The sequence below is a fragment of the Nocardia citri genome, from assembly GCF_054065835.1.
In genome coordinates this window covers 56,075-80,121 of sequence record NZ_JBSUQM010000003.1, presented here as the reverse complement: position 1 = coordinate 80,121, position 24,047 = coordinate 56,075, and the positions used below count along the sequence as shown (strand labels likewise).

The 24,047-nt window shown below is 66.0% G+C and carries 22 protein-coding genes; 2 read left to right on the top strand and 20 right to left on the bottom strand.

Annotated elements, in window-relative coordinates; translation table 11 throughout:
• Positions 1-73: 73 nt before the first annotated feature.
• The 8 genes from ACW2Q0_RS06280 to ACW2Q0_RS06245 all read right to left on the bottom strand — a co-directional run bounded on the left by ACW2Q0_RS06280 (position 74) and on the right by ACW2Q0_RS06245 (position 8,608).
• A complete protein-coding gene (locus ACW2Q0_RS06280; RefSeq protein ID WP_245567243.1) occupies positions 74-349 on the bottom strand; it encodes a hypothetical protein in 276 nt (91 codons plus the stop codon).
• 8 nt (positions 350-357) lie between these two features.
• Positions 358-654, bottom strand: coding sequence for a hypothetical protein (locus ACW2Q0_RS06275; RefSeq protein ID WP_040692318.1), 297 nt, complete (start codon positions 652-654; stop codon positions 358-360).
• 25 nt (positions 655-679) lie between these two features.
• Positions 680-1,321, bottom strand: a complete 642-nt coding sequence (locus tag ACW2Q0_RS06270; RefSeq protein ID WP_457187098.1) for a DUF6668 family protein — start codon at positions 1,319-1,321, stop codon at positions 680-682.
• Complete coding sequence (locus ACW2Q0_RS06265; protein ID WP_457187096.1) at positions 1,318-2,193, bottom strand: MinD/ParA family ATP-binding protein; 876 nt, start codon at positions 2,191-2,193, stop codon at positions 1,318-1,320. Before ACW2Q0_RS06265 ends, ACW2Q0_RS06270 begins: the two co-directional genes overlap by 4 nt.
• A 19-nt stretch (positions 2,194-2,212) precedes the next feature.
• Entirely contained in the window at positions 2,213-3,145 is a 933-nt protein-coding gene (locus ACW2Q0_RS06260) for a hypothetical protein (protein WP_457187094.1), read from the bottom strand.
• A gap of 51 nt (positions 3,146-3,196) precedes the next feature.
• Positions 3,197-4,750: a cutinase family protein gene (locus tag ACW2Q0_RS06255; RefSeq protein ID WP_457187092.1), complete on the bottom strand. Its 1,554-nt coding sequence runs from the start codon at positions 4,748-4,750 to the stop codon at positions 3,197-3,199.
• Between the two features lie 424 nt (positions 4,751-5,174).
• Positions 5,175-7,580, bottom strand: a complete 2,406-nt coding sequence (locus ACW2Q0_RS06250) for a RelA/SpoT family protein (RefSeq protein ID WP_457187090.1) — start codon at positions 7,578-7,580, stop codon at positions 5,175-5,177.
• 194 nt (positions 7,581-7,774) lie between these two features.
• The gene (locus ACW2Q0_RS06245) at positions 7,775-8,608 is read right to left on the bottom strand and encodes an alkaline phosphatase family protein (RefSeq protein ID WP_457187726.1); all 834 of its coding nucleotides are present in this window, start codon (positions 8,606-8,608) and stop codon (positions 7,775-7,777) included.
• Positions 8,609-8,835: 227 nt separating this feature from the next.
• On the opposite strand from ACW2Q0_RS06245, the gene ACW2Q0_RS06240 reads away from it, so the two are divergent.
• The gene (locus ACW2Q0_RS06240; RefSeq protein ID WP_457187088.1) at positions 8,836-9,168 is read left to right on the top strand and encodes a YnfA family protein; all 333 of its coding nucleotides are present in this window, start codon (positions 8,836-8,838) and stop codon (positions 9,166-9,168) included.
• Positions 9,169-9,444: 276 nt separating this feature from the next.
• Here the strand turns inward: ACW2Q0_RS06240 and ACW2Q0_RS06235 are convergent, their stop codons facing one another.
• The 9 genes from ACW2Q0_RS06235 to yajC form a co-directional block, all read right to left on the bottom strand.
• Positions 9,445-9,810, bottom strand: a complete 366-nt coding sequence (locus tag ACW2Q0_RS06235) for a DUF4345 domain-containing protein (RefSeq protein ID WP_457187086.1) — start codon at positions 9,808-9,810, stop codon at positions 9,445-9,447.
• A 71-nt stretch (positions 9,811-9,881) separates the two neighbouring features.
• Positions 9,882-11,156, bottom strand: a complete 1,275-nt coding sequence (locus tag ACW2Q0_RS06230) for a hypothetical protein (protein WP_457187084.1) — start codon at positions 11,154-11,156, stop codon at positions 9,882-9,884.
• Between the two features lie 151 nt (positions 11,157-11,307).
• Entirely contained in the window at positions 11,308-12,783 is a 1,476-nt protein-coding gene (locus ACW2Q0_RS06225; protein WP_457187082.1) for a hypothetical protein, read from the bottom strand.
• Between the two features lie 83 nt (positions 12,784-12,866).
• Positions 12,867-14,450: an ABC-F family ATP-binding cassette domain-containing protein gene (locus tag ACW2Q0_RS06220; protein ID WP_457187080.1), complete on the bottom strand. Its 1,584-nt coding sequence runs from the start codon at positions 14,448-14,450 to the stop codon at positions 12,867-12,869.
• Between the two features lie 403 nt (positions 14,451-14,853).
• Positions 14,854-15,426 (bottom strand): adenine phosphoribosyltransferase, encoded by a 573-nt coding sequence (locus tag ACW2Q0_RS06215; RefSeq protein ID WP_457187078.1) that lies wholly within the window; start codon positions 15,424-15,426, stop codon positions 14,854-14,856.
• Positions 15,427-15,463: 37 nt separating this feature from the next.
• Positions 15,464-17,167 carry an ABC transporter substrate-binding protein gene (locus ACW2Q0_RS06210; RefSeq protein ID WP_457187076.1) on the bottom strand — a complete coding sequence of 568 codons (1,704 nt, stop codon included), beginning with the start codon at positions 17,165-17,167 and terminating at the stop codon, positions 15,464-15,466.
• Between the two features lie 25 nt (positions 17,168-17,192).
• Positions 17,193-18,443 carry a protein translocase subunit SecF gene (gene secF / locus ACW2Q0_RS06205; protein ID WP_457187074.1) on the bottom strand — a complete coding sequence of 417 codons (1,251 nt, stop codon included), beginning with the start codon at positions 18,441-18,443 and terminating at the stop codon, positions 17,193-17,195.
• On the bottom strand, positions 18,440-20,191 hold the full coding sequence (gene secD, locus ACW2Q0_RS06200) for a protein translocase subunit SecD (protein ID WP_457187072.1): 1,752 nt from the start codon (positions 20,189-20,191) through the stop codon (positions 18,440-18,442). The genes secF and secD overlap by 4 nt, the downstream gene beginning before the upstream one ends.
• A 150-nt stretch (positions 20,192-20,341) precedes the next feature.
• Positions 20,342-20,689, bottom strand: coding sequence for a preprotein translocase subunit YajC (yajC, locus tag ACW2Q0_RS06195; RefSeq protein ID WP_457187070.1), 348 nt, complete (start codon positions 20,687-20,689; stop codon positions 20,342-20,344).
• A 312-nt stretch (positions 20,690-21,001) separates the two neighbouring features.
• Between yajC and ACW2Q0_RS06190 the strand changes: the two genes are divergently transcribed.
• A complete protein-coding gene (locus tag ACW2Q0_RS06190; protein ID WP_457187068.1) occupies positions 21,002-21,574 on the top strand; it encodes a DivIVA domain-containing protein in 573 nt (190 codons plus the stop codon).
• Positions 21,575-21,681: 107 nt separating this feature from the next.
• On the opposite strand, the gene ruvB is transcribed toward ACW2Q0_RS06190, so the two are convergent.
• Genes ruvB through ruvC form a run of 3 tightly spaced genes read right to left on the bottom strand, consistent with a single transcriptional unit; the run spans position 21,682 to position 23,945 of the window.
• A complete protein-coding gene (gene ruvB / locus ACW2Q0_RS06185; protein WP_457187066.1) occupies positions 21,682-22,767 on the bottom strand; it encodes a Holliday junction branch migration DNA helicase RuvB in 1,086 nt (361 codons plus the stop codon).
• Between the two features lie 6 nt (positions 22,768-22,773).
• On the bottom strand, positions 22,774-23,379 hold the full coding sequence (gene ruvA, locus ACW2Q0_RS06180; RefSeq protein WP_457187064.1) for a Holliday junction branch migration protein RuvA: 606 nt from the start codon (positions 23,377-23,379) through the stop codon (positions 22,774-22,776).
• Positions 23,376-23,945, bottom strand: a complete 570-nt coding sequence (ruvC, locus tag ACW2Q0_RS06175) for a crossover junction endodeoxyribonuclease RuvC (protein ID WP_457187062.1) — start codon at positions 23,943-23,945, stop codon at positions 23,376-23,378. Before ruvC ends, ruvA begins: the two co-directional genes overlap by 4 nt.
• Positions 23,946-24,047 lie beyond the last annotated feature (102 nt).

Below are 24,047 nucleotides of genomic sequence, written 5' to 3'. Positions count from 1 at the left end.
GCTACCGTTTCGCGCGACCTGCAAGCAGTCGCCAGCGGTGTGGAAATCATCCCAGGGCCGTTCCCATCCCGGTTCACGTCGGCAGGAACGCCAACGCGATCCCCGAGGCCGTGCTCGCTACCGCGGCCCCGAGCAGACTCATCAATACGCCGTGCGAGGCGTCGTTCATCGCGAGATCGCTCCGGAACGCGATCCACAGGCGGCCGGCGGACACGATCATCCACGCCAGGCACACCAGCAGTACGAACCAGAGCAACCAGTTCAGCAGCTGCATCAGCGGTTGCAGCACCTCGGCAGGCATCTGCTTGTAGGCAAGCAGTTCCGCCGCCGACATTCGCACGGTAGCCATGGCGTACATCAGGTTCCGATGACGGCGTTCATGATGGTGCCCGCGCTCGTCGCGACGACGCCGCCGATCATGGCTCCGGCCACCATCTTCGGCGATTCGAGCCCACCACCGGTCCACTTCTCCCACGCGAATTTGCCACCCGCGTAGGTGATTCCGCAGATGCCGGAAAGCAACACGAACCAGGTGAGGTAACGGACCAGCTGCAGGATCTTCTCCGAGCCGGGAGGCGCCTCTGGGGTCGGGTTACCGACCTGAGCCAGCACAGTGCCGTACGTGTCCTGCACGGCAAGGAGAATCATGCTCATCGGCTGCCTTTCTTGGTAGTAGTCGTCAACGGTGGCCCTCCTCGAAAGATGCGCTGCTGTCGAGGTTTTCGCGCACGACCGCAACAATATCGGCCCCGAGCTCGCGGACCTCCAGCGGAACTTCCTCGAGCGGGTCGATCCGCTTCTTCTTCTGCGGTATCTCGTCGCCCGGGGTCCAGATCGGCAGGCTCTCCGGCTCGACGAGGGTCCACTCCTCGTACCACGGGACCTGCCAGACCTGACCGGCCAGGGAGCCGACCACGTCGCGATAGCGGCGGATTTCGGCGGGCATCCGGCCGGGCCGGGCCGCGACGGTGATCATTCCCAGGACTTCACTGGAGCCGGCGAAACCCGAATGATGTTGGCGCAGTAGGTCATGCGCGCGGGTAAGCCCGGCGATGGTCTCCCTGGCCACCAGGACGACGAAGGGCGATTCACGGTCGAAGACGCCGGGCCAGCGGCGGCCCGCATCTGCCGCGGGCGCCAGCACCCGCGCGAGGGTACTGGCCCCGGCACCGCCGTGCACACCTAGCAGCCACCACAGCGGCGCCCGGCCGACGCCGGGTACGGGACGATCCCAAATGGGTGCGCGCCGGGACTCCGGTGGGGCGACCACACCGGCCTGGGCGGCTTCGGACTGACGGCGAAGTTTCATGGCGGCCGTCATGATGCCACTCCGGCGAGCAGCCGCCCATAAGCCCGGCGCGTCTGCGAAGCCAGCGACGCGTGGCGAACGATTTCACCGCGCGCCAGATGAGGATCGTAGGGAATCTCCATGATGTCGCGGACCCAGCCGGAAAGGTGTTCGCGCAAATGATCGGCAACATGCGAGTCGGCACCGGGAAGCTGATGTGAGACAACGATTGTAGTATCGCCGACGATGCCGCCGCCTTGCCCCTCGGCCGAGTCGCCGAACTGGTCGTCGAGCCATTCCAGGGTCACCCGCAGCCGATTCGCGGCGTCGGCCCGCGCCGGAATGGCAAGTACCACAGCGACATCCGCGTCATCCAGCAGGGGCCGCAGCTGCCGTCCGGCAATCGGGTTGCCGCCGTCGTAGACGGCGGTATACCCGGCGTCATAGATCGCACGCGCGACTGTGAGAAATGTGGCACGCCGACGTAGCGGCGCGGCGTCGCGCCACAGCAGTCCGATGCCCGAACTCGCCTGCGACAGACACTCCTTCAACGGCGCCGGTTCATCGTTGCCGCGCCCGTACAACCACGATTGTAGGCTGACCGGATGCAGGTGTTCATCGGCGCCGCGCAGCGCCAGATCGCTGCCCGCCACCGTGGCGTCCACCGCCACCGTCGAAACGCCCGTCGAGCCGAGTTCACCGGCCAAACCCAATGCCGTGGTCGTGGTTCCCGCACCACCACAGCCACCGACCACCAGAATCGAACGCTGCGCCGGTTCCGCCGAATCGATGTCACCGCGCTTGCGCCGCAGACGCACCACCGGAGCCTTCGAAGGCGCGTGCCGGTCCGACGGGTCCCCCTCATCGGGCGCCTCGTCGAGCCAGCGGCTCCAGTCGTCTCCCATCGCTATCAGCTCTCTCTATTCATCCGGCCGCGACGCTCGTGACGAGCGTGCGGCCGTCGACCATCGCCGTGGTCACGGTCTGCATGTTGTACGTGGCGGGCGCGCCGCCGGGGCGGTACTCGGTGACCTCGACCGAATACCGATTGTCGGTGATCGTCTGGATCCGCACGCAATGCGTGGTGCCCAGCGGAATGGTGTCGATGCCGTGCTGAATCACCGTGGCCGAGGAGATATTCGAATCCGGTGCGACCACCGCCCGGACCCGCTCGCCGGAACGTTCCACGTAGTAGGCGTATTGGAACGCCAGGATCGCGTCCGGCCCGGAGTCGGTGCCGCCGGGTTCGGCACTGCGCACGAGGCGGTCGCCGCGTTCGGTCGGGCAATCGGCGATGCCACGGGATTGGACACTGCCCGCGGTGAATTGCATCGAGGGCACGACCGAAGCGGTGGCGTGATCAGCGGACGAGCGCAGCAGGAACAGCGCGCCCGCGGCGGCCGCGGCCAGCAGCAGTACGGCCACGACGAGCACCGCGACAACCCGCGCCCGGCGCGCGGCCGGATGACCGCGGGCCTCCTGACGCAGTGCGCGCGTCGCGCGTGCCGACCGCTCGCGCGGGCCGCCGTCGTAGTCATCCTCCGGCCACGGGAACTGTACAAGTTCACCATTACGTGGTCCGTCGTAGTCGTCGTCGGGGCCGGGTGCACGTCCGGCCACCCAATCCGACCACCCACCGGTGAATTCGCTGCGATTGGAGGCCAGATCGGCGGGCACCTCGTCGCGCGCACGCACCTCGTCGGGATCCTCTTCACGAATGTAGTGCGGATACCGCGGCGCGCCGTCCTCGTCACCGGGTTCCCGCAATCCCGGCTCGTCCGGCTGTGGCGTCGCCACCCCTGTCTCCGGCTCCAGCGCGCCGTACCACCGCGACAGCTGTTTGTACGACTTCAACATTCCCCCATTCCCGCAGCGCGAGGCACGTGCATCGTCGGACCCTCTCTGCGATCAGTTCGTGGAGAACGGGTAGGTGTTGTTCAGGGTGCCGGGTACTACGGTGGGCGGAGTCGACGTCGCGCCGCCGGATGAGGTGCCATCGGCTCCTGTCCCGAACGGAAATTGTCCCGTACCGGACGAATTCGGCGTAGTCGACGCGCCGGAACTGTCTCCGAAGAATCCGGTGGTCGATTTTGTGCTGCCACCGATAGGCACAGTTCCACTGCCGAATTTATCGGCCAGATCGTGTGCCACCGCGGCGAACCAATCGGCGACGAATCGGGTGGGCGTATCGCCGGTGGCGGTGACCGCGGCCGTGCTGTAAGCGCCGTGACGCCGCACTGTATCCCAATACCGCACCCAGGTCATCACATCGAGCAGTTCGCTGTTATCCGTGATGTTCAGTACGACCGCGTCGAACGCCTGGGTGACCAGCCGGGCGCCGGTCGTCGGCCGCACCAGTTGTGGAATCGCGCCCAGCAATTTCGTGCCGAACAGCAGGATTCCGGAGACCGGATCGGTCAGCCCCGCGGTGGCGAGTTGGCTGATATCGGCCGAATTGATGACCGACTTGAGCACCGTCACGACCGCGTTCAGTCCGATCATGCCGACCTTCAACAGCGCCTGTAGTGCCGCGGGCATATTCAGCGGTGTGCGCGGATCGGCGGCTTCGGCAAGGCGCTGCGAAATCGACTTCTGCGGTGAAATCGATAAATTCGCGAGAGAGTTACCCTGAACATCTTCATTGACGACTTTGGTCGCGGTCTTGATCGACGTATATGCCAGCGCCTGGGAAATCGACGCCAATGACGCGATCGGGTCGCCACCACTCAACTGGGACTGGCCGGCGATGGACGCCACCGCCTTCAGGATCGGCGCGCCCTCGGGTGCATCGCACGCGAGATCGCCTGCGGCACAGAAACTTGCGACACGCCCGGTCAGCGCGGCGAAATCGGGGGCCTTATCGCGTTCCGGCGCGATATCGCCACCGCTCGCGGGCTCCTGCGGCAGTGCCGCGACGGATGCGATCCGATCCCCCGAGGTACCCGGTGCGGGATCCAGGGTCGCCTTGCCCGGCGAGCCGGGAAACAGCGGCGCACCGGGATTGCGGGTCGGATCGGCGAACAAGGCGACGGCGGCGACCTTCTCGGGCGGTATCACGCCATGCCCCTGTCCGATCTCCAGGGCGAACATCGAGGCCACATGCGCGCCTTGCGAATAGCCCACGATCGCGACGCGGGTCTCGGCGCAGCGGGCCGCGACATCCTGGGACATCGAGCGCAGCCGAATCAGTCCGCCGATCACCGACTCGGCATATGTCGCCATGCCGCCAGCGGTCGCGCCGCCGAAGCCGGAATCGTAGGGAACATAGGCGCGGTCGACCAGACCGGGATCGGCCTTGGCCAGCATCGGCATGAAGACTGTGGAGAGCATGCCGGTATCGGTGGTCGGCGCGGCATCCGGTGACGATTCGCCGGTGCCCTGAATTCCCAAGGCGTACAATGCCGGACGGGTTCCGATGGCGACATTCATCGTCGGGCCCGCGGAATCGGACGGTTCCGCCACGGCGGTCCCTGCGGTCGCCACAGCGACGCGAATGCGATCAGCATTCCCGAGATCCGTGCCGTGTAGCTCATCATAGCGATCCGCAATCAATTCGTGTTGCCGCACATAACCTCAACGCCATGAAACCCAATAGACCGTAACAGATTCCGGCCCCTACTGCGGCTTCGACGAAAAGTCTGGGCGAACCGCCGGCTGGCACGTGACAGTTCACGGCGTGCCACCGTGGACTATTCGACAATTTTCCGGCGATGAAAATCGGCCCGCAACCCGCGGGCGACCCTTCGGGGATACGAATCATCAACCTGGACTTCGCATTCCGTCGAATGCCGAGCCACGCAGACACGTAACCGCAACGTCAGCCGCCCTACCAGCATGCCTGGATTTCTCGGACGCCGACTACGTCCAGCGAGTTCGACGCCGCGATCTAGGTGGCCGAAGTCACCCGGTAGACGTCGTATACGCCCTCCACATTGCGCACCACATTCAGCAAGTGGCCCAGGTGTTTCGGATCGCCCATCTCGAAGGTGAACTTGCTGATCGCGACCCGGTCACCGTGCGTGGCGACGGAGGCGGACAGGATATTCACCTTCTCGTCGGCCAGCACCTTGGTCACATCCGAAAGCAGTCGGGTGCGGTCGAGTGCCTCGATCTGAATAGCGACCAGGAAGACCGAGGACGGCGACGGCGCCCACTCCACCTCGATGATGCGCTCGGCCTGGTCACGTAGCGAACCGGCGTTGGTGCAGTCGGTGCGGTGCACGCTGACCGCGCCGCCGCGGGTCACGAAGCCCATGATCTCGTCACCGGGGACCGGGGTGCAGCACTTGGCGAGCTTGGCCACCGTGCCCGACGCGCCGGGGATCAGCACCCCCGCGTCACCGGTCACGCGCTGCCGGCTCGGCGTCGTCGACGGGGTAGAGCGCTCGGCAAGCTCGTTCTCTACATCACCGATGCCACCGAGCTGCGCCATCAGCCGCTGCACGACGTGATGCGCGGACACCTGATGTTCGCCGACGGCGGTATACAGCGTCGAGATATCGGTGTAGTGCAGTTCGTGCGCAACAGCGGTCATCGCGTCCACACTCATCAGCCGCTGCAGCGGCAGCCCGACGCGGCGGACCTCCTTGGAGATCTGCTCCTTACCGCTTTCCAGGGCCTCTTCGCGGCGTTCCTTGGCGAACCACTGCCGGATCTTGGCCTTGGCGCGTGGCGAGACCACGAAGTTCTGCCAGTCGCGGCTGGGTCCGGCGTTCTGTGCCTTCGAGGTGAACACCTCGACGACCTCACCGTTTTCGAGTTGACGTTCCAGTGCGACCAGGCGGCCGTTGACCCGCGCGCCGATGCAACGGTGCCCGACCTCGGTGTGCACCGCGTACGCGAAGTCCACCGGAGTCGATTTCTGCGGCAACGTGATCACATCACCCTTCGGGGTGAAGACGAAGATCTCCGGTGACTTCAAGTCGAAGCGCAACGACTCCAGGAATTCAGCCGGGTCGGCAGCCTCGCGCTGCCAGTCCAACAGCTGCCGCATCCACGCCATATCGTCGACTTCGGTGGAGTCGTTGGAATGCTTGCCGCGGTTCTCCTTGTAGCGCCAGTGCGCGGCGATGCCGAATTCGGCGGTGCGATGCATGTCCTGGGTGCGGATCTGCACCTCCAGCGGCTTGCCGTCGGGGCCGACGACCGTGGTGTGCAGCGACTGGTAGACGCCGTAGCGCGGCTGGGCTATGTAGTCCTTGAACCGGCCCGCCATCGGCTGCCACAGCGAATGCACCACGCCGACCGCCGCGTAGCAGTCGCGGACCTCGTCGCACAGGATGCGGATGCCGACCAGGTCGTGGATATCGTCGAAGTCCTTACCCTTGACGATCATCTTCTGGTAGATCGACCAGTAGTGCTTCGGGCGGCCCTCGACGATCGCGTTGATCCGCGACGCCGCAAGGGTGTTCACGATTTCCGCGCGCACCCGTGCCAGGTAGGTATCGCGCGATGGCGCGCGGTCGGCGACCAGGCGCACGATCTCGTCGTACTTCTTCGGGTGCAGGATCGCGAACGCGAGGTCCTCGAGCTCCCATTTGACCGTGGCCATACCGAGGCGGTGCGCCAGCGGCGCGATCACCTCGAGGGTTTCCTTGGCCTTCTTCGCCTGCTTCTCCGGCGGCAGAAAGCGCATGGTGCGCATGTTGTGCAAGCGGTCGGCCACCTTGATCACCAGCACGCGCGGGTCACGGGCCATGGCGATGATCATCTTGCGGATGGTCTCCGCCTCGGCGGCGGCACCCAGGTTGACCTTGTCGAGTTTGGTGACACCGTCGACCAGATGCGCGACCTCGGCGCCGAAGTCCTGGGTCAGCTGCTCGAGTGAATAGCCGGTGTCCTCCACGGTGTCGTGCAGCAGCGCCGCGACCAGTGTAGTGGTGTCCATACCGAGTTCGGCGAGGATATTGGCCACGGCGAGCGGGTGGGTGATGTAGGGGTCACCGGACTTGCGGAACTGGTGGGCGTGGCGCTCGTCGGCCACGTCGAAGGCACGCTGCAGCAGCGTCAGATTCGCCTTCGGATACAGCTCGCGGTGCACACTGGCCAGGGGCTCGAGCACCGGTTTTACCGCCGCGATACCGCGCTGGCCGGTCATGCGTCGAGCCAGGCGGGCGCGTACCCGCCGCGAGGCGGAGGTCGGGACCGCTGCCGCGGTCCCCGGCTGGCGCACCGCTGCGGAATTGGAAGTCACCTGTGGTTTCGGCGTCGTCACAGCCGGGATGGCCGCACCATTCGACTGCGGGGCGCCTGCCGATTGCTCGACATTCGCCTCGCCAAGATGCTGAGTCATGCCACCACCTCTCCGCGCCACGATCGGACCACGGTATCCGACCGCTGCAACCGCCCAGACCACAACTTTAGTCCGAGCGCAGGGCACCTGCCCGACCCGAGGTCGCCGAGTCGGAAATACCCCGATTGTGCGCGGGTGAATTGCGACGCCCGGATTGTCCGCGACGATAACGAACGGGGCGTGTGGAAGGTGCCCTATCGGCTGCTGAAGGGTTCGACAGGCTGACGGATGCGGGATTGACCGTCGAAGTCCGGGTCGAGCGGGGCGTGGAACATATCCAGCACGGTCGGGGTGATATCGACCAGGGAGAAGCTGGAACTGGTCGCGCCCGGGAGGAAGTTCGGGCCGCGGGCGATGACGAAACTGCTTGTCTCGTCGGGGGTTTGACCGCCGTGGCCGCCCTTTGGGCGGTGGCCGTGATCGGTGGTGACCAGGATGGTCCAGCGTTCGGCGGGATTGGCGCGGGCGCGGGCATCCACAGCGGCGACTATGCGGCCGACCAGGGCGTCGACGCGGGTGACGGCCTCGCGGTATTCGCTGGACGCGCCGCCATGCTGGTGGCCGGCGCGATCGACCTGGTCGAGATGGGTGAAAAGGAAGTCAGGGGCGTACTTGGTGATGGCGGTGGCGACACTGTCGGTGGTAGCGGCGTCGGTGGCGCTTTCGTTGTCGTCGTCAGGCACGAGCGGAGTGGAGATTACGACGTCGGCGCGCGGATCGCCGCTGGCCGTCATGGTGGCGATCTGATCCCAAGTCGCGATGGACTGGGTTTTGAGGGTCGGATCGTGGCGTTCGAGTCGGGTGAAGACCGTCGGATATCTCGCGAACGGGGTGGCGTCGAAGTTGTTGTCGGTGATGCCGTGTTTGTTGCCCCAGACCCCGGTGAGCACGGTGGCCCAGGACGGACCGGAGATCGAGATGTGCGGGGCGATGGAGGTGCGACCGAGGGTGCCTTCGGCACTGAGCCGCAACAGGTTCGGCGCCCGAACCTCTTCGATCTTGCCGTACATCGTGCCGTCGAGTCCGATGAGGACGACCTTGTCGGCTTGGGTGGCGGACCCGAACGATCCAGCACGGCAGTGCCCTTCGGTGGCGCACGGAGTGAGTGTTCACAGACGCTTCATGGGTCTCGCAACCGCCGGCCGCCTTGCTGAACAACCACCGAACTTTCGATAGCTAATAGCTATTCATACTGTTCACGGATGTGTACCGGCGAGGTGAATAGACACTACGGACCTCACGGTACGGTCTGAGCATGACGATCGCCCGGTCACTGCTGCTGTTCGCCCTCGCCGCACTCGCCGAGATCGGCGGGGCCTGGCTGGTCTGGCAGGGCTGGCGTGAACATCGCGGGCTGCTCTGGATCGCGGCGGGCGTGCTCGCACTCGGTGCCTACGGCTTCGTCGCCACCTTTCAGCCGGACCCGAACTTCGGCCGCATCCTGGCCGCCTACGGTGGCGTCTTCGTGGCGGGCTCACTCGCCTGGGGCATGATCGTCGACAAATTCCGCCCCGATCGCTGGGACTACCTCGGCGCTACCCTCTGCCTTCTCGGTGTCGCCGTCATCATGTACGCCCCGCGCGACTGAACAGCGCAAAGCATTGACGCGCTGCGCTATTCGTCGCGACGGAAGGCCCAGATGGCGGTGGGTCGCTGGTAACTCTGACGTGACGGCGTTCGGTGGTGCGCGCCAGGCCGGAGATGGCGGCCAGGGTGCGGTTCGGATTCACCGGATCGCCTCGGTCACCGAAGTCGTTGCGCTCGAAGACATTCCACTTGCGCAGCACCGGTGTGATGACCTCCTCTCTTGTTTCCGCCGGCCCAGCCACAGGAGAGCGACGGAAAGTGACGCCGACCGGATAACTCAGGAGGCCGCCACCAGAGCCACCGCGGCGACCGTCTCGACAATGCAGTAGAACCAATTGGGGTAGAAGGCGATTCGGTCATCGAGCACTGCGGATACGAGGCGGCCCAATGCCATACCACCCAGTGCGACACCGATGGTGACCATGATTCCGGTGCGCAAGGCGCCATCGTGGGTCGCCGCGACCGCCAGCATCGCCGCCATTGCGAGACCGAATCCGCCATACACGGCGCGGACCTCGTAACGTGCCGCGGCCCGCTGGAGGCGAATACCGAAGGGACGGGTCAGCGCTGCGGGGGCCGCGAGGGCATACACACCCATCGCGCAGAAGAACACGCCGACGACAATATCGACCGCGATTGCCAAGGGAAACCTCCTGTTCGATTCGTAAGGCCAGCTTGCTCGACCAGAGTGCACCGGCTTCCACAAACGTGCGGTCACTCCCCGTTGTAATGCAGCGAACGCCAGGCCTCGATCGCCCAATCCAATTGCCTCCCGGGCACACTGATCGTGACCAGCAGCAATTCGCCATTGCGGCGACTGGCGATCCCCTGCACACCGACCTCTGCACCGTCCTCGGAGGGCAACCACCATCCGTCACCGGGCCCGCCGCTAACCGGTTCGCCGCGATGACCCGCGGTCGCATTGGCACCGTATTGCAGCATCGCGGCCGGTGGCGGCCCGGTTTTCGAGTCACCGACGTCAAGGATGGTGATCTCGATCTGGCGAGTGCCATCCCAGGCCCACCACCGGTCACCGTCCCAGCCGTAGGTGAAATCGCCGGGAATCTGCAGGCTCCACCCGGACACCGGTGTGGTGTGCACCGGGCGTCGGCGGTAGCCCAGCCGCGCCGCAGCCGCCGCAGCGGCCCGCGTGGGCAGATCGGCGGGCGCATCCGCAACGGTGGCGGCCGCGGAACCCGCCAGCAGCAGCCGTAATTCATGCCAAGCCGCCCATGGCAGCTCCAGTGCGGTATCGAGCCGGTGCGCCTCGGCCAGCAGTGCGTCGGCCTGATGCAGTGCGGGCATGTCGTCGGCGTCCGACGGTGTCCGCCACCGCACGTCGTTCCACATGATGCCGATCGCGGTATTGCGCATCGTCGGCGCGGTCCAGCCGTCCTCCCACCACGGGAAGAACGCGCGCGCGGCCGCCTGGTCGCCATCGCGGACCGACTCGAACCAGTCGCGATCGCGCGGCCCCAACCAACTCGCGGCCAGCCCGTCGTAGTCGAAACGGTCACTGCCGAGCGACAATCCGATCGAAACCGATGCGCCCTCCGCCGGCACCTCGGTCAGCACCGTCGCCGCGAGACCGCGGATCCACACCAGATAGTCGTGTTCGACCTCGGCGCGGTCATCACCCAATCCGAGCGGATCCTCGGTCCCCTCGTCCCATACGATGTCGAATCGCCGACCCATTTCGTGCAGCACCGCCGCGACATGCCGGTGATAGCCCGGCCCAGCCGACGCACAACCCGCGCTCACCACCACTTGACCATGTGCCGCACGCAGATCGACCGGTTCGGCCGCCGGATGCAGTACGGCCAGCAGGCGATCTCCGGAGACCTCCACCGATTTCCGCAAAGGCGCGGACGTGGCGGTCCAGCCGACCCGCGCACCGGCGGGGCCGGTCCGCAGCCACTCCCCCACTTGATCGAGGAAGTCCGCGGCGGGCGCGCGGCATACTCCCGCCGCGTGCAACTCGATTCCCATGGATACACTTCCTTGTTTCCGCGTCCCGGCGGCGAAAGTCAGGACCCTACACCTACCTGACGCGCATCCGGGCGATCTGCTTGGCACTGCCCGAGAGCGGCAAACCGCTCGGTCACCGCTTCGCGGCTGGTGACCCAGCTGGACTGGACAGTTACTGCTCGACGAGCCGACGGCAGCCGTCCCGGCCGCCGGGCAGACCCGCGATATCGAGCCAGCGTTCGAGCTGGCCGAGCTGCCAGAGATCATCGATCTCCACCAAGACCGCGAGGAACGACAGCTGGGCGGCGGACAGCTGCGACCCGACACCGATTCGATCAGGAAAGGCTCTGTGCAGGAAGGAAATACAGTCATAGCGTACGGTGCTCGGATTCGCGGCCCAGGCCGCTTCGATCGCGGCGGGGAGCAGCGTCTCGAAATCATCGACCCGGCTGACGAGTTCGCGGATGACATCGTGGCGCAGCCAGCCATCCTGGCCGGGCAAATGCCGATCGAACCACCGATCGATGACCTCCGGATGCTGCAGCGCGGCCAGCAATTCATCGGTGGCGCGCTGCTCGGCGGCAAATGCGGGCGCAAGCGCGGCGCAGGTGCGCACGCCCGGGTGGGCATCGGCGAGCAGGTGCTCCGGGCAGCCGCCGTTGAGGCCGGAAATCCGTGCGGCAGTGGCTCGTTCGACCGGATCCGCGATGGTCGGCGCGATCTCGTCCAGCCGTCGCAGCAACGCGATCCGCTTGTCGGCATAGCCCGGATGTGCGGTGAGTTCGATCAACGCCCGCAGTGCGGCCATGCGCACCGTCACTTGCGGATCGTCGACCAGCGGCTCGACCGCCTCGATCACGCCGGGAACGACCGCGCGACAGGCGATCTCGTCCCTGGCCCGCATCGCCGCGCGGAAGACGTGGTCATCGATGGCCGCCAGCAAGCCCGGTGGTGTCGGAACATGTTCCACCAGAAGGGCGTTCGCCGGATCGGGCCCCAATTCCAGCAGTCCGGCGCGCCGATTCGCTTTGACGCGCTGCAAATCCTCCTCGGTGCGGCCGGGTGGGTGAGCCTCGGCATACAGCTGCTCATCGGAGATTCCGGAACAACACGCCTGCGCGAAGACCTCCAGGTAGTCCAGGAGCGCCACGCGCAACGGTCGCGGTCCCGGATCCCACGGCAGGATGTCCGCTACCTTCATCTCGGTATGCGGACGCGCCAGCAGTTCGGCCATGATCGCGACGAACGGCGCGGTCGCCGAGTACACACTGCCCTGATGTAGTAGTGCGGCGTCGAGATAGCCCACCGCGTCGACACAGGCGTCGGCATCGCCGTCGATCAACGCCCGCAGGTGCGCCGGGGCATCCGCCGCCGGGCCGTAAGCATGTTCCAGTTCGGCCCAATCGACATCGGCTATCGCCCGTAACACCGGATCCATCGGATTGATCATGCTGTAGCCGAGCAAGACGATCAACTCGAGCGAAACACTTGTGCTACCCCGGCGGAATACGGCGCCGATTCCAGGTGATCGCCGATCAGCATGGTCCCGGTCCACGCCACGCACCTGGACCGTGCCGCCGGTACACTGACCGAGGCCATGATCCTCGAATTGGCCGCCGACGGCCGCATTCGCCGAATCGAACCACATCTGCGGCCCTGGCTCCGTCGCCCCTGCTCGCCGTGCTGTTCGGGCCGTTCGTACTTCGTCATCCGGGTGCCATGCGGCGCGCGCTATTGCGCTTCGACCAGTCCATCGCCGGCTAGTTCGAGACGCCTCGTCACCCCGATGTCGTCGAGGAAGCGAGGGTCGTGGCTGACAACGATCAGTGCACCCTCGAAGTTCGCCAGGGCCTGGGTGAGGTGGTCGAGGCTGGGCAGATCGAGGTTATTGGTCGGCTCGTCGAGCAGCAACAGCTTCGGTGCCGGGTCAGCGAGCAACAGCATGGCGAGGGCCGCGCGAAGGCGTTCACCGCCGGAGAGAGCCGACGCCGCGACATCGGCGTCGGCGCCGCGGAACAGGAAGCGGGCCAGTTGGGCTCGGATCTGTTCGGCCGCGGCGTGCGGCGCGCTCGCCGCGACATTCTCGAAGACCGTGCGCTGCTCGTCGAAGATATCGAGGCGCTGCGGCAGCATCCGCCACGGCACCTGCGGTGGTTCGGCGGCAATGCGTTGCAGCAGTGTGGTTTTGCCGGCACCGTTGCGACCGGTCAGTGCGATCCGCTCCGGCCCCGCGATCCGCAGTGTCACCGTCGGACCGCAAGCCAATTCGATCTCCTCGATATCGATGACGTCCTGGCCCGGGTAGAGCCGGGTATCCGGCAGGTCGATCCGGATCTGCCGGTCGTCGCGCAATAGCTCCTCGGCCTGCTGCAGCTGTTCCTTCGCGGTGTCCAGCTTTTCGATGTGGTTATTGCGCAGTTTTCCGGCCGACACCTGCGCCGCCCGCTTGCGCTCGCCCATGACGATTTTCGGTTCGCGCTTGTTCTCGAACATCTTTTGCCCGTAGCGCGCTCGGCGATCGAGTCTGATCCGAGTCTCGACCAGTTCGCGTGCTTGTTTGCGAACGTCGCTGCGCGCGTCGCGGATCGCGGCGCGCGCCACCTCCTGCTCCGCGTCGACGATCCGCTCATATTCGCTGAAATTGCCACCGAACAAGCGCAATTCACCCTGACGCAGTTCGGCGATGGTGGACATGCGCTCCAGCAGCTCGCGGTCGTGGCTGACCGTGAGCACGGTGCCGGAGAATTGCGCGAGGACCTCGTACAGGCGTTGGCGGGCAACCTGATCCAGGTTGTTGGTCGGCTCGTCGAGCAGCAGCACATCCGGATCGCGCAACAATTCGGCGACCAGGCCGAGCAGCACCGTCTCACCGCCGGACAGGGTTTCGAGGCGACGGTCCAGCTGTCCGGTCGAGTCGGCAAGGTAGTGCAGGCCGAGTCGACCGAGCAGCGCGATCGCACTCTCCTCGACATCCCACCGCGCGCCGACGATATCGAAGTCGGATTCGTCGCCGTTACCGGATTCGATGCGGTGCAATGCCTTTCGCGTTTCTGCGATGCCCAGTACGGCGTCGACGCGCTGACCGTCGCCGAGGCCGAGGTCCTGACGCAGATGTCCCAGCCGTCCGGTGACCGTGATCGAACCGCGTGCCGGTGTCAGCTCACCCGCGATCAGCCGCAGCAGGGTGGATTTACCCGCGCCGTTGCCGCCGACCAGGCCGAGGTGGCCCGGTCCGAGTACCGCGTCCAGACCGTCGAAAACGGGTGTGCCATCGGGCCAGGAGAAAGTGAGATCGGAAAGAGACAGATTGGTCATGTGAACCCCAGAGGTTGCGCGGAAATGCGGCGCACAAGATGCGGGCCGCCCGAATGGCTACCTCATGAGAGCAACGACACGACTCCGATCAACGGGGATAAGACCTGTCTAGATTAAACACACCCGCCGATGTTGCGCCACTGATATTCCGATCACACGCTACGTACGCAATGCCGCGGCGGCTGCGGCAGACATCATGGAATTCCCTCTTCCGGGAAACCCCCGGGTAGTCCAAGGCGACCGAGTACCCCACGTCGACTACCCGATGCGCCACACTCATCCACCTCGACCGAATGAACGCCGAACTCCGGCCGACTGCGGGTCACTCCCGCTTGCACGAGATCACGAAAGTCCCTGCGATAAGGCCGGGTTCGATCTGTGGCGAATATGCTCGATGAGCGACCTAGACCCGCACCACCGAGGTCAGCGGGTAATCGCCTTGGCGGTCACGTCCGTTGAGAAAGCCCAATTCCAAAACGACCGCGGCTGCTACGATTTCGGCCCCAGCGGTCTGGAACAGATCCGCCGCGGCAGCCAGGGTGCCACCTGTGGCCAGCACATCGTCGAGCAGCAGAATGCGCCGGCCGCTCAGGTCGACGCCGTCGGCCGGAATCTCGAGCGATGCGGTGCCGTACTCGAGACTGTACTCACGCGAGAAGACCGGCGGCGGCAACTTCCCGGCCTTGCGCACCGCCATGACGCCGGTGCCCAGCGTCGCGGCGACGCCGGCCGCGATGATGAATCCGCGCGCGTCGACACCCGCGACCAGATCGGCATCGGGCGCGCACGCCGCGAGGCAGTCGATAACGGCCCGGAAGCCCTCCGGATCGGCAAAAACCGGTGTGAGATCGGCGAAGCGAACGCCGGGAGAGGGGAAATCGTCACGCCAGCGGGTCAGGCGTTCGACCAGTTCGGCCGCCTTACCTGTCCGCTCGGCTAGGACGTCGTCCGATTCCACGGCCGCATGCTTGCTCATCGACACCTCTCCATGGTTCCTCACCCACCAACACCTGTCACCGCCGCAACACCCAACGGTCCATATTCCAACCGGTGCCCGTCTGGGTGGGTCCGGCCATGCCGTTCTGCAGACCATCGCCGAACGCGATGGTGCGGGGCGTGACGAACAACGGAATGCTCGGCATCTCCGCCCACAGCAGGTTCTCGGCCTCGGTGCGCAGATTCAGCGTTGTGGTCGAATTGTCGTCGCCCGCAAGCTGATCGGTGATCGAATCGTAGCGGCCGTTACCGAAGCGACCGAAATTGAGCCCGCTACCAGTGCGCAACGCACTGGTAGCGGCCACACCGCTCTGGGATCCGGCCGGCCCTGGCGCCGACGCGGTGCTGCCGAGGACGGCGTCGACTTTGCCCTCGGTGAGCTGGGACGGCGTGAAATCGGCGGATCCGGCATCCACCACATTGATACCGGCTGGTTTGCATGCATCCGCGATCATCTGCACGGTCTGCGTGCGCCGATCGTCCGGCTTCACATATCCGATCCGAATGGTCGGCTTCGCCGCACCGGTGGCCGCCGCCGCGGTCGCATCACCGCCGCGGTACTTGTCGGCCGCGCCGATAACATTCGGGTAGTACAGCGAATCCTGCTGTGTGATGCGAGAATTCAGGACTCCGGTGCCGAGACCGGTCTTCGGCGCGTCCTTGGCCTTGCCGAGCTTGTCGAACAGATCCTGTCGCGGCACACAGAACGCGAAACCCCGCCGCGCGTCGGCCGAAGCGAAGACTCCCGTGGTACCGAGGACCAACTGCTCGACACCGCGCCCCGGCACGGTTCGCACCGAAAACCCGCTCAGATTGATGTCTTTCACCGATCCGGCCCCGATATCGACGACCCCGACCGCATTGTCCCCGACCTTCGCCTTCAGATCCGCGGTCTTCGGATACACCACGATCCGCGCCGTCTCGGGCTTATTACCCCACCAGCGTTCGTTGGCGACCAGTACCAGACCGTCCTTGGCGGAGTAGGAATCGATCCGATACGGCCCAGACGACGGGAACCGCGAAAGGTCGATCTTGTCCGCGCCGATCGTCCACCCGTTATTCCAGAAGTCGGCGATCCGCTGCAACGATGCCTGGTCACCGGACTGCACAGCCGTCACCACATTCGCCACATTCGCCACCCGCGCCGCCACATGCGCGGGCATCAACTCACCCGCAGTGAACAGGTTGCGCCACGGCAGATAGTGGTGGTCGGCGCGAAAGACGACCGTGGCGTCCTTGGATCCGGGCTGACAGTCCACCCGCTCGATATCAGCGTATCCGGCCGTGCTCGCGGCATCGAACAGCGGAATCTGGCCGCGGTCGCCGGGTTTGGTGTAGCGGCCACTGCGGGCGGCCCAGGCGAGCACCAGATCGTCACATGTCGTCGGCACCCCGTCGGAGTACACCCCGTCCGCATTGAGCCGATACTGCACCGTCTGCGCCTCGCCCGGTACCTCTTTCGCGGTGCCGACATCAGTGTCCGCGACCTGCTGACCGTCCGGTCCGGTGTAGAAGAATCCGGTCAGCACCCGCGCGAACACCGCGGCCGAGCCGCTGCTCGCACCGAGCGCAGTGCCGCCGTTGTAGCTGGCGATCACCGCGTCGACGGCATAGCCGATCGATGGCACCTGGTTCTGGCTGGCGCACCCGACCACCACCGTGGCCGCCACGGTGCCCGCAGCCACCGCTCCGATCAGACGTGCCACTAGCGACTGCTTCATATATGCAAACCCCTGCCGTCGGCTGTCAGTGCCTGCGCTTGTTCCGCTTTCCGCTCGGTCGGGCGCCCGGACGCGGAGCCTGTCCGGGTTCTCGCACGGGACGCGCACCCAGCTCCCGACCGGTCGCCGCGTACGCACGCCGCTCCGCTTCGGCGCCCGCACGCGCCGAAGCCAGTCCGGCACGCTTGTTGAGCACCTTTTTGGTGTGCGCAGCGACCGGACCCCACCGCTCCTTGATCGACACCAGCAGCGGCACCGCGAAGAAGATCGACGAATACGCGCCGACGATCATGCCCACCAGCTGCACCAGCGCGAGATCCTTCAACGTGCCGACGCCGAGCAGCCACACCGCGATCACCAGCATGCCGACAATCGGCAGAATTCCGATGACTGTGGTGTTGATCGACCGCATCAACGTCTGGTTCGCCGCGAGATTCGCCTGTTCGGCATAGGTTCGCCTGCTCGTATTGACCACACCGCGGGTGTTCTCCTCGACCTTGTCGAAGACGACGACATTGTCGTAGAGCACGTAACCGAGGATGGTCAACAGACCGATCACCGCGGCGGGTGTCACCTCGAAGCCGACCAACGAGTAGATGCCCGCCGTGACGATCATGTTGAACAACAACGACGCGATCGCCGCGATCGACATATCCCGTTCGAAGCGGATCGCGATATAGATCATGGTGAGCGCGATGAACACGACCAGCGCGATCAGCGCCTTCTTGGTGATCTGGCTGCCCCAGGTCTCGCTGATCTCGGCGATGCTGATCGCATTGCGGGAGACGTTGCCGTCCTTGTCCTTCGGCTGGAAGGCGTTGAACAGCGCGGTCTGCAGCGCATCGGTCTGGGCGGCGCTCAAGGTATCCGAGCGGACCTGGATGGTCTCCGCCGAGCCGGACCCGACCTTCTGCACCGTTACCGGGGCATGGCCGATGGTCTGGGAATAGATGGCCTCGACCTTCTGCGTGGTGGCCGAGCCCGTCGCGGGCATCTGGACACGCGATCCGCCCGCGAAGTCGATACCGAGGGTGAATCCGCGAATTCCGATGCTCAGCAACGAGATCAGTAGGAACGCCGCGGTCAGCGCGTAGTAGAAACGCCGCCGACTGACGATCTTGAATCCGCCGGTTCCGGTGTAGAGACGCTCGAAGACGCTGTGCTTGGGTGTGTCGAAATCGTTCACCTCGTCGGCGAACGGCTCCAGGGTCGCGTTGGGCCCACCCGTCACCGGACCGCCACCCCGCATGGAATCGCTACGCGATGCTGTACTCATCGTGCCGTCTCCTTAACCAGCGCCTCGCCGGCCCTACGCTCCCTGGCCACTTCCTGAATCGCACCGAGGCCGTTGACCGACGGCTTCGCCCAGAACGACGAGTGCGAGGCCAGCATCATCAGCGGCGCGGTCACCAGGTAGAGCACGATCACGTCGAGCACGGTGGTGATACCGAGGGTGAACGCGAAGCCCTTCACCTGACCCGCGGCCAGGATGTAGAGCACCACCGAGGCGATGAGGCTGACGGTCTTACCGGAGAGGTTGGTGCGCTGGGCCCGCTGCCAACCGCGCGGCACCGCCGAACGGAAGCTGCGACCCTCGCGCATTTCATCCTTGATGCGTTCGAAGAACACCACGAAGGAGTCGGCGGTCAGACCGATACCGATGATCAGACCAGCGATACCGGCCAGATCCAGCGTGAATCCGATCCACCGGCCGAGCAGCACGATGATGCCGTATACCGCGACACCTGAGGCGATCAGCGAGAATCCGGCGAGGAACCCGAGCATCCGGTAGTAGAGCAGGCAGTACAGCAGCACCACCGCCAGACCGATCGCCCCCGCTAGCAGACCTGCGCGCAGCGAGGACAGACCCAGCGTCGCCGAAACCGTCTCGGCCTCGGAGGTCTGGAACGACAGCGGCAGCGAACCGTACTTCAGGGTGTTCGCGAGTTCCTTGGCGCTGGCCGCGGTAAAGCTACCCGAGATGGTGGTACGACCGCCCTGTTGCGGACCCGACTGCACGACCGGCGCGCTGACCACCTTCGAGTCGAGCACGAATGCGACCCGCTTATTGATGTACTCACCGGTCAGCGAGGCCCACGCATCGCTACCACCGGATTTGAATTCCAGGTTCACCTCGTGGCGTGCCTGCTGCTGGTTCAGTCCGGAGGTGGCGTTCTGGATCTCCTGGCCGTCGATGCGGCTTTTGTCCAGCAAGAAGATTTCCTTGCCGTCGGTGGAGCAGGTGACCAGCGGCAGATTCGGATCGTCATTACCGGCGAGCGGGTCGGACTTATTGCAGTCCATCGCGGCCATCGCGGCCTGCTGCACCGTCTGATCGGTGCTCTGCCTGGTCGCCTTGGCGTCCGCGATCTCCTTCTTCGCCTGCTCCTGGGGCGTCAGACCGCCGGGTGGGGCCGGCGGCGAGGTAGGCGCCTGCGCGGGGAAGACGCGCGGCTGGGGGGTCGACTCCGCGGCGGGTGCGGACTCGGTGGCCGGCGTCGCCTCGGTGCTCGGCGCGGGCTGGGTGGGCGCGGGCTGGGTCGGCACGGTGCCGTCGGGGTTGAGCTGGGTGGTGTCCGGAACCGTGCCCGGCGTCGCCGTCCCCGCCGCACCCGCCGTTTGCGATGAGGCCTTACCGCCGACCGCGGGCACCGCGGACAGCACGGGACGGATATAGAGCTTGGCGGTCGTCGCCAGTGCCTTGGCCTGGCCACCGTCATCACCCGGAACCGTGATCACCAGGTTGTCGCCATCGATGACAACCTCGGAACCCGAGACACCGAGGCCGTTGACGCGGTTCTCGATGATCGTCTGCGCCCGGCGCAAGCTGTCCTGGCTGGGCTTGCTGCCGTCGGGGGTGCGGGCGGTCAACGTGACGCGGGTACCACCCTGCAGGTCGATGCCGAGCTTGGCGGTCGGGGAATGGTCACCGGCGAAGAACACCAGCGCATAGACCACGGCCAGCAGCACGGCGTAGACGCCGAGCAACCGGAGCGGATGCGCCGATCCCTGGGAAGGTGGCACAGTTCGTCATCTCCTAGGCGGAAGTCGAGGGTGGAACAGGCGGGCGGGCCCGGCTGGGCAGCTGGTCGGACGGCACGCGGCGATCCGGGCATGCGGGCTGCCTCGTTCGGGCGACCTGCATGCAGTGGCTACGCAGGCCAGGGAAACCGGTCAGTCCTTGGTCAGCCGGATTTCGGTCTGCTCCGCGGACTCCTCGACGGGACCGTCCTCGGCCTCGTCGGTCACGGTCTCATCCGTGGTCTCGTCCTCGGCGCGCACATCGCGGATGGCCTGACGCAACCAGGTGGTGATGACGTCCTCGGCGATCTCGAGATCGACCGTGGTGTCGTCGAGATCGACCACGGTGCCGTACAGACCCGACGTGGTGGTGACCTGGTCGCCGACCTTCAGGCTTTCCTGCATGGTCGTGACCTTCTCGGCCTCGCGCTTCTGGCGACGCACACCGAGGAACATGGGCACGAGCAGGGCTACCAGTAGGAGCGGAAACAGAAGTTCCATCGTCGAAGTCAGTCCCTAGTCTGTGGGTGGTCGTGGGCTATTACCCCAACAGTCTGCCAGCTCATGTCGGCACCACCGCACCGGCACACCCTTGACGTACCGGAATGCGGATCCCCAGCGATCCGGGACAGCACGAACCCCGCGACCATGCGATCGTCACGGGGCCGCGCATCGGCGCCCAGGCGATCTTGCCGTAGGTGTGGGCATCGGCCACGGTACTTCAGCAAAAGCCCGGCAACACTTATTCGGCAGCGACCGCTTAGTTCGGAAAAAAAACCGCATTCGGTGCGAGCAGGGCAGCGACCTGGAACAATGTCGCAGGTGACCCCCGACGACGTGAGCCGAATCCACTTCGCCATGCCACCCATGGGGCACCGCGGATATCACGCCGATGAGGTCGATGCTTTCCTGGAACTGGTCTCGGCGACATTGGTCGGCCACGGCGTACTGACCGCCGACGATATCCGCCATGTCGCCTTCGACGCCCCGCGCTTCGGCGGCCGGGGCTATCAGGCCGATCAGGTCGACGAATTCCTGGACCGGGTCCGCATAGAACTCGAGTACCGGCAGCGCGATTCCCGCCCGGTCCCCGCCGCTGGTAACGGTTCCGGGCTTGCCGCGCTGCTCACCCCCGACGATGTGCACCGCATGCGGTTCACCCAGGCCGCGGTCGGCCGCCGGGGCTACGACACCGAAGAAGTGGACGCCTTCCTGGACCTGGTCGCCGCGACCCTCGCGCACGGCGGCCCCGGCAGCCTGACCATTACCGACCTCCGCGCCATCCGTTTCACCGAGGCCCGCCTCGGCACCCGCGGCTACGCCCGCGACGAGGTCGACGCCTTCCTCGATCTGGTCGTCACCGCCCTCCACAACAACCACCGCTAGCGTCCGCGCCTCTGGCAGCGTGACGGGGCTCGAGATCAGGTGGAATCCACGGCGGCATCGCCCGAATAGCCACGGCAATGAGAACCGGCGCCTGGATCAGCGCCGGGTCAGTCGAAGAGGTCGAGGGTGGGGTGGGGTTCGCGGCCGCGGACTTCGATCGACCCGAAGACGAGGTCGGGAGGCGGCACGAGGCCGAGGTGTTCCCAGGCGGCGGCGGTTGCGACGCGGCCGCGCGGGGTACGGGCGACCATGCCCGCGCGAACCAGAAACGGCTCGCACACCTCCTCGACGGTCGCGGCCTCCTCCCCCACGGCCACCGCGAGGGTCGAAACACCAACGGGCCCACCGCCGAAGCTGCGGACCAGCGCACCGAGGACGGCCCGGTCGAGGCGGTCCAAGCCGAGGACATCCACGTCGTAGACCTCGAGTGCGGCCTGGGCGATGGGACGGCTGATCAGGCCGTCGGCACGCACCTCGGCATAGTCGCGGACGCGGCGCAGCAGCCGGTTCGCGATGCGGGGGGTACCGCGCGAGCGGCCCGCGATCTCCGCGGCGGCATCGTGGTCGATGGCGACGCCGAGGATATGGGCCGAGCGCCGCAGGATGCGCTGGAGCTCTTCGGGTTCGTAGAAATCCATATGGCCGGTGAAGCCGAAGCGGTCGCGCAGCGGTCCGGTGAGCGCACCGGAGCGGGTGGTCGCGCCGACGAGGGTGAACGGCGCGATATCCAGCGGAATCGATGTTGCCCCGGGGCCTTTTCCGACGACGATGTCGACGCGGAAATCCTCCATGGCGAGGTAGAGCATCTCCTCGGCGGGCCGGGCGATCCGGTGGATCTCATCGATGAACAGCACATCTCCAGCGACCAGATTGCTCAGCATCGCGGCGAGATCGCCCGCGCGCTCCAGCGCCGGACCGGACGTAATACGCAGTGCCGTACCGAGTTCGGCGGCAATGATCATCGCCATACTGGTCTTGCCGAGACCGGGTGGACCCGATAGCAGCACATGGTCGGGAGTGCCGCCACGCTGTTTTGCGCCGCGCAGTACCAGCGCGAGTTGTTCGCGGACACGTGGCTGGCCGATGAAATCGTCCAAGGACTTCGGGCGCAGATTGGCCTCGACATCACCATCGGACTCGAGATAGCTTGCGCTGACCTGGGATTCGACGTCCGGTTCGGGATCGTGCTCCATAGCGTCTTATCGATTCTTCCCCAGCGAACCGAGCGCGGCCCGCAGCGCGACCGAGGTATCGGCGCCGGGATTCTCGGCGAGTACCGCATCGACCGCGGGTTCGGCTTGTTTGACCGGGAATCCGAGTCCGACCAGCGCCTCGACCACCTGCTCGCGCACCGGCGTGAGCACCGGCGCCGGGGTACCGCCGGGCGGACCCGCCTGCACCGGAACGAGATTCACCTTGTCACGCAATTCGACGACCATGCGCTCGGCACCGCGCTTACCGACTCCCGGCACCCGAGTCAGCGCCGTGACATTGCTCTCCGCCAGCGCCTTGCGCAATGCCTCGGGCTCGAGTACCGCGAGCACCGCCATCGCCAGCCGGGGGCCGACTCCGGAGACGGTCTGCAGCAGGCCGAACAGGTCACGGGATTCGGTATCGGCGAACCCGAACAGCGTCATCGAATCCTCGCGCACGATCATCGCCGTGAACAGCCGGGATTCCTCGCCGCGGGTCAGCGTGGACAGCGTCGCCGGGGTGACATTGAGCCGGTAGCCCACGCCCGCCGCCTCGATCACCACATGATCGAGCGCGATCTCGAGCACCTCACCGCGTACCGACGCGATCACCCGCGCACCACCTTCCGTTGTTCGGCAAGCCGCTGTGTATACCGCCGCTGGACCTCGGCGGCACGCGCCTGTGCGTCGGCCATCCGCGCCATCAGCGGCGCTCGCCAACAATGACAGATCGCCAGGGCCAGCGCATCGGCCGCATCCGCCGGTTTCGGCGCGACCTGGAGGCCGAGGATACGCGTCACCATCGTGGTCACCTGAGCCTTGTTCGCGGTGCCGTTGCCGGTGACGGCGGCCTTCACTTCACTCGGGGTGTGGAAGGCCACGGGTATCCCACGTCGTGCGGCCGCCAGTGCGATCACTCCGCCCGCCTGGGCGGTACCCATCGCGGTGCGCACATTGTGCTGGGCGAACACCCGCTCGATCGCGACCGCATCGGGTGCATGTGTATCCATCCAGCGTTCGGCGACGTCGGCGACGCCCATCAGCCGGTGTGCCAGGTCCATATCCGCGGGGGTGCGCACCACATCGACGTCGAGCGCCGTCACCTTCCGTCCCAGCCCGCCCTCGACGATGCTGAGACCGCACCGGGTGAGTCCCGGGTCGACACCCATCACCCGCACGCGATTCCCTCTCGAAGGCACGAACAATTGTTCGAGAGTCTAGTGGACGCGGCAGGCACCCGGCACCAACGACACGGTGCCCGTCCGGGATTCGGCTGGTCG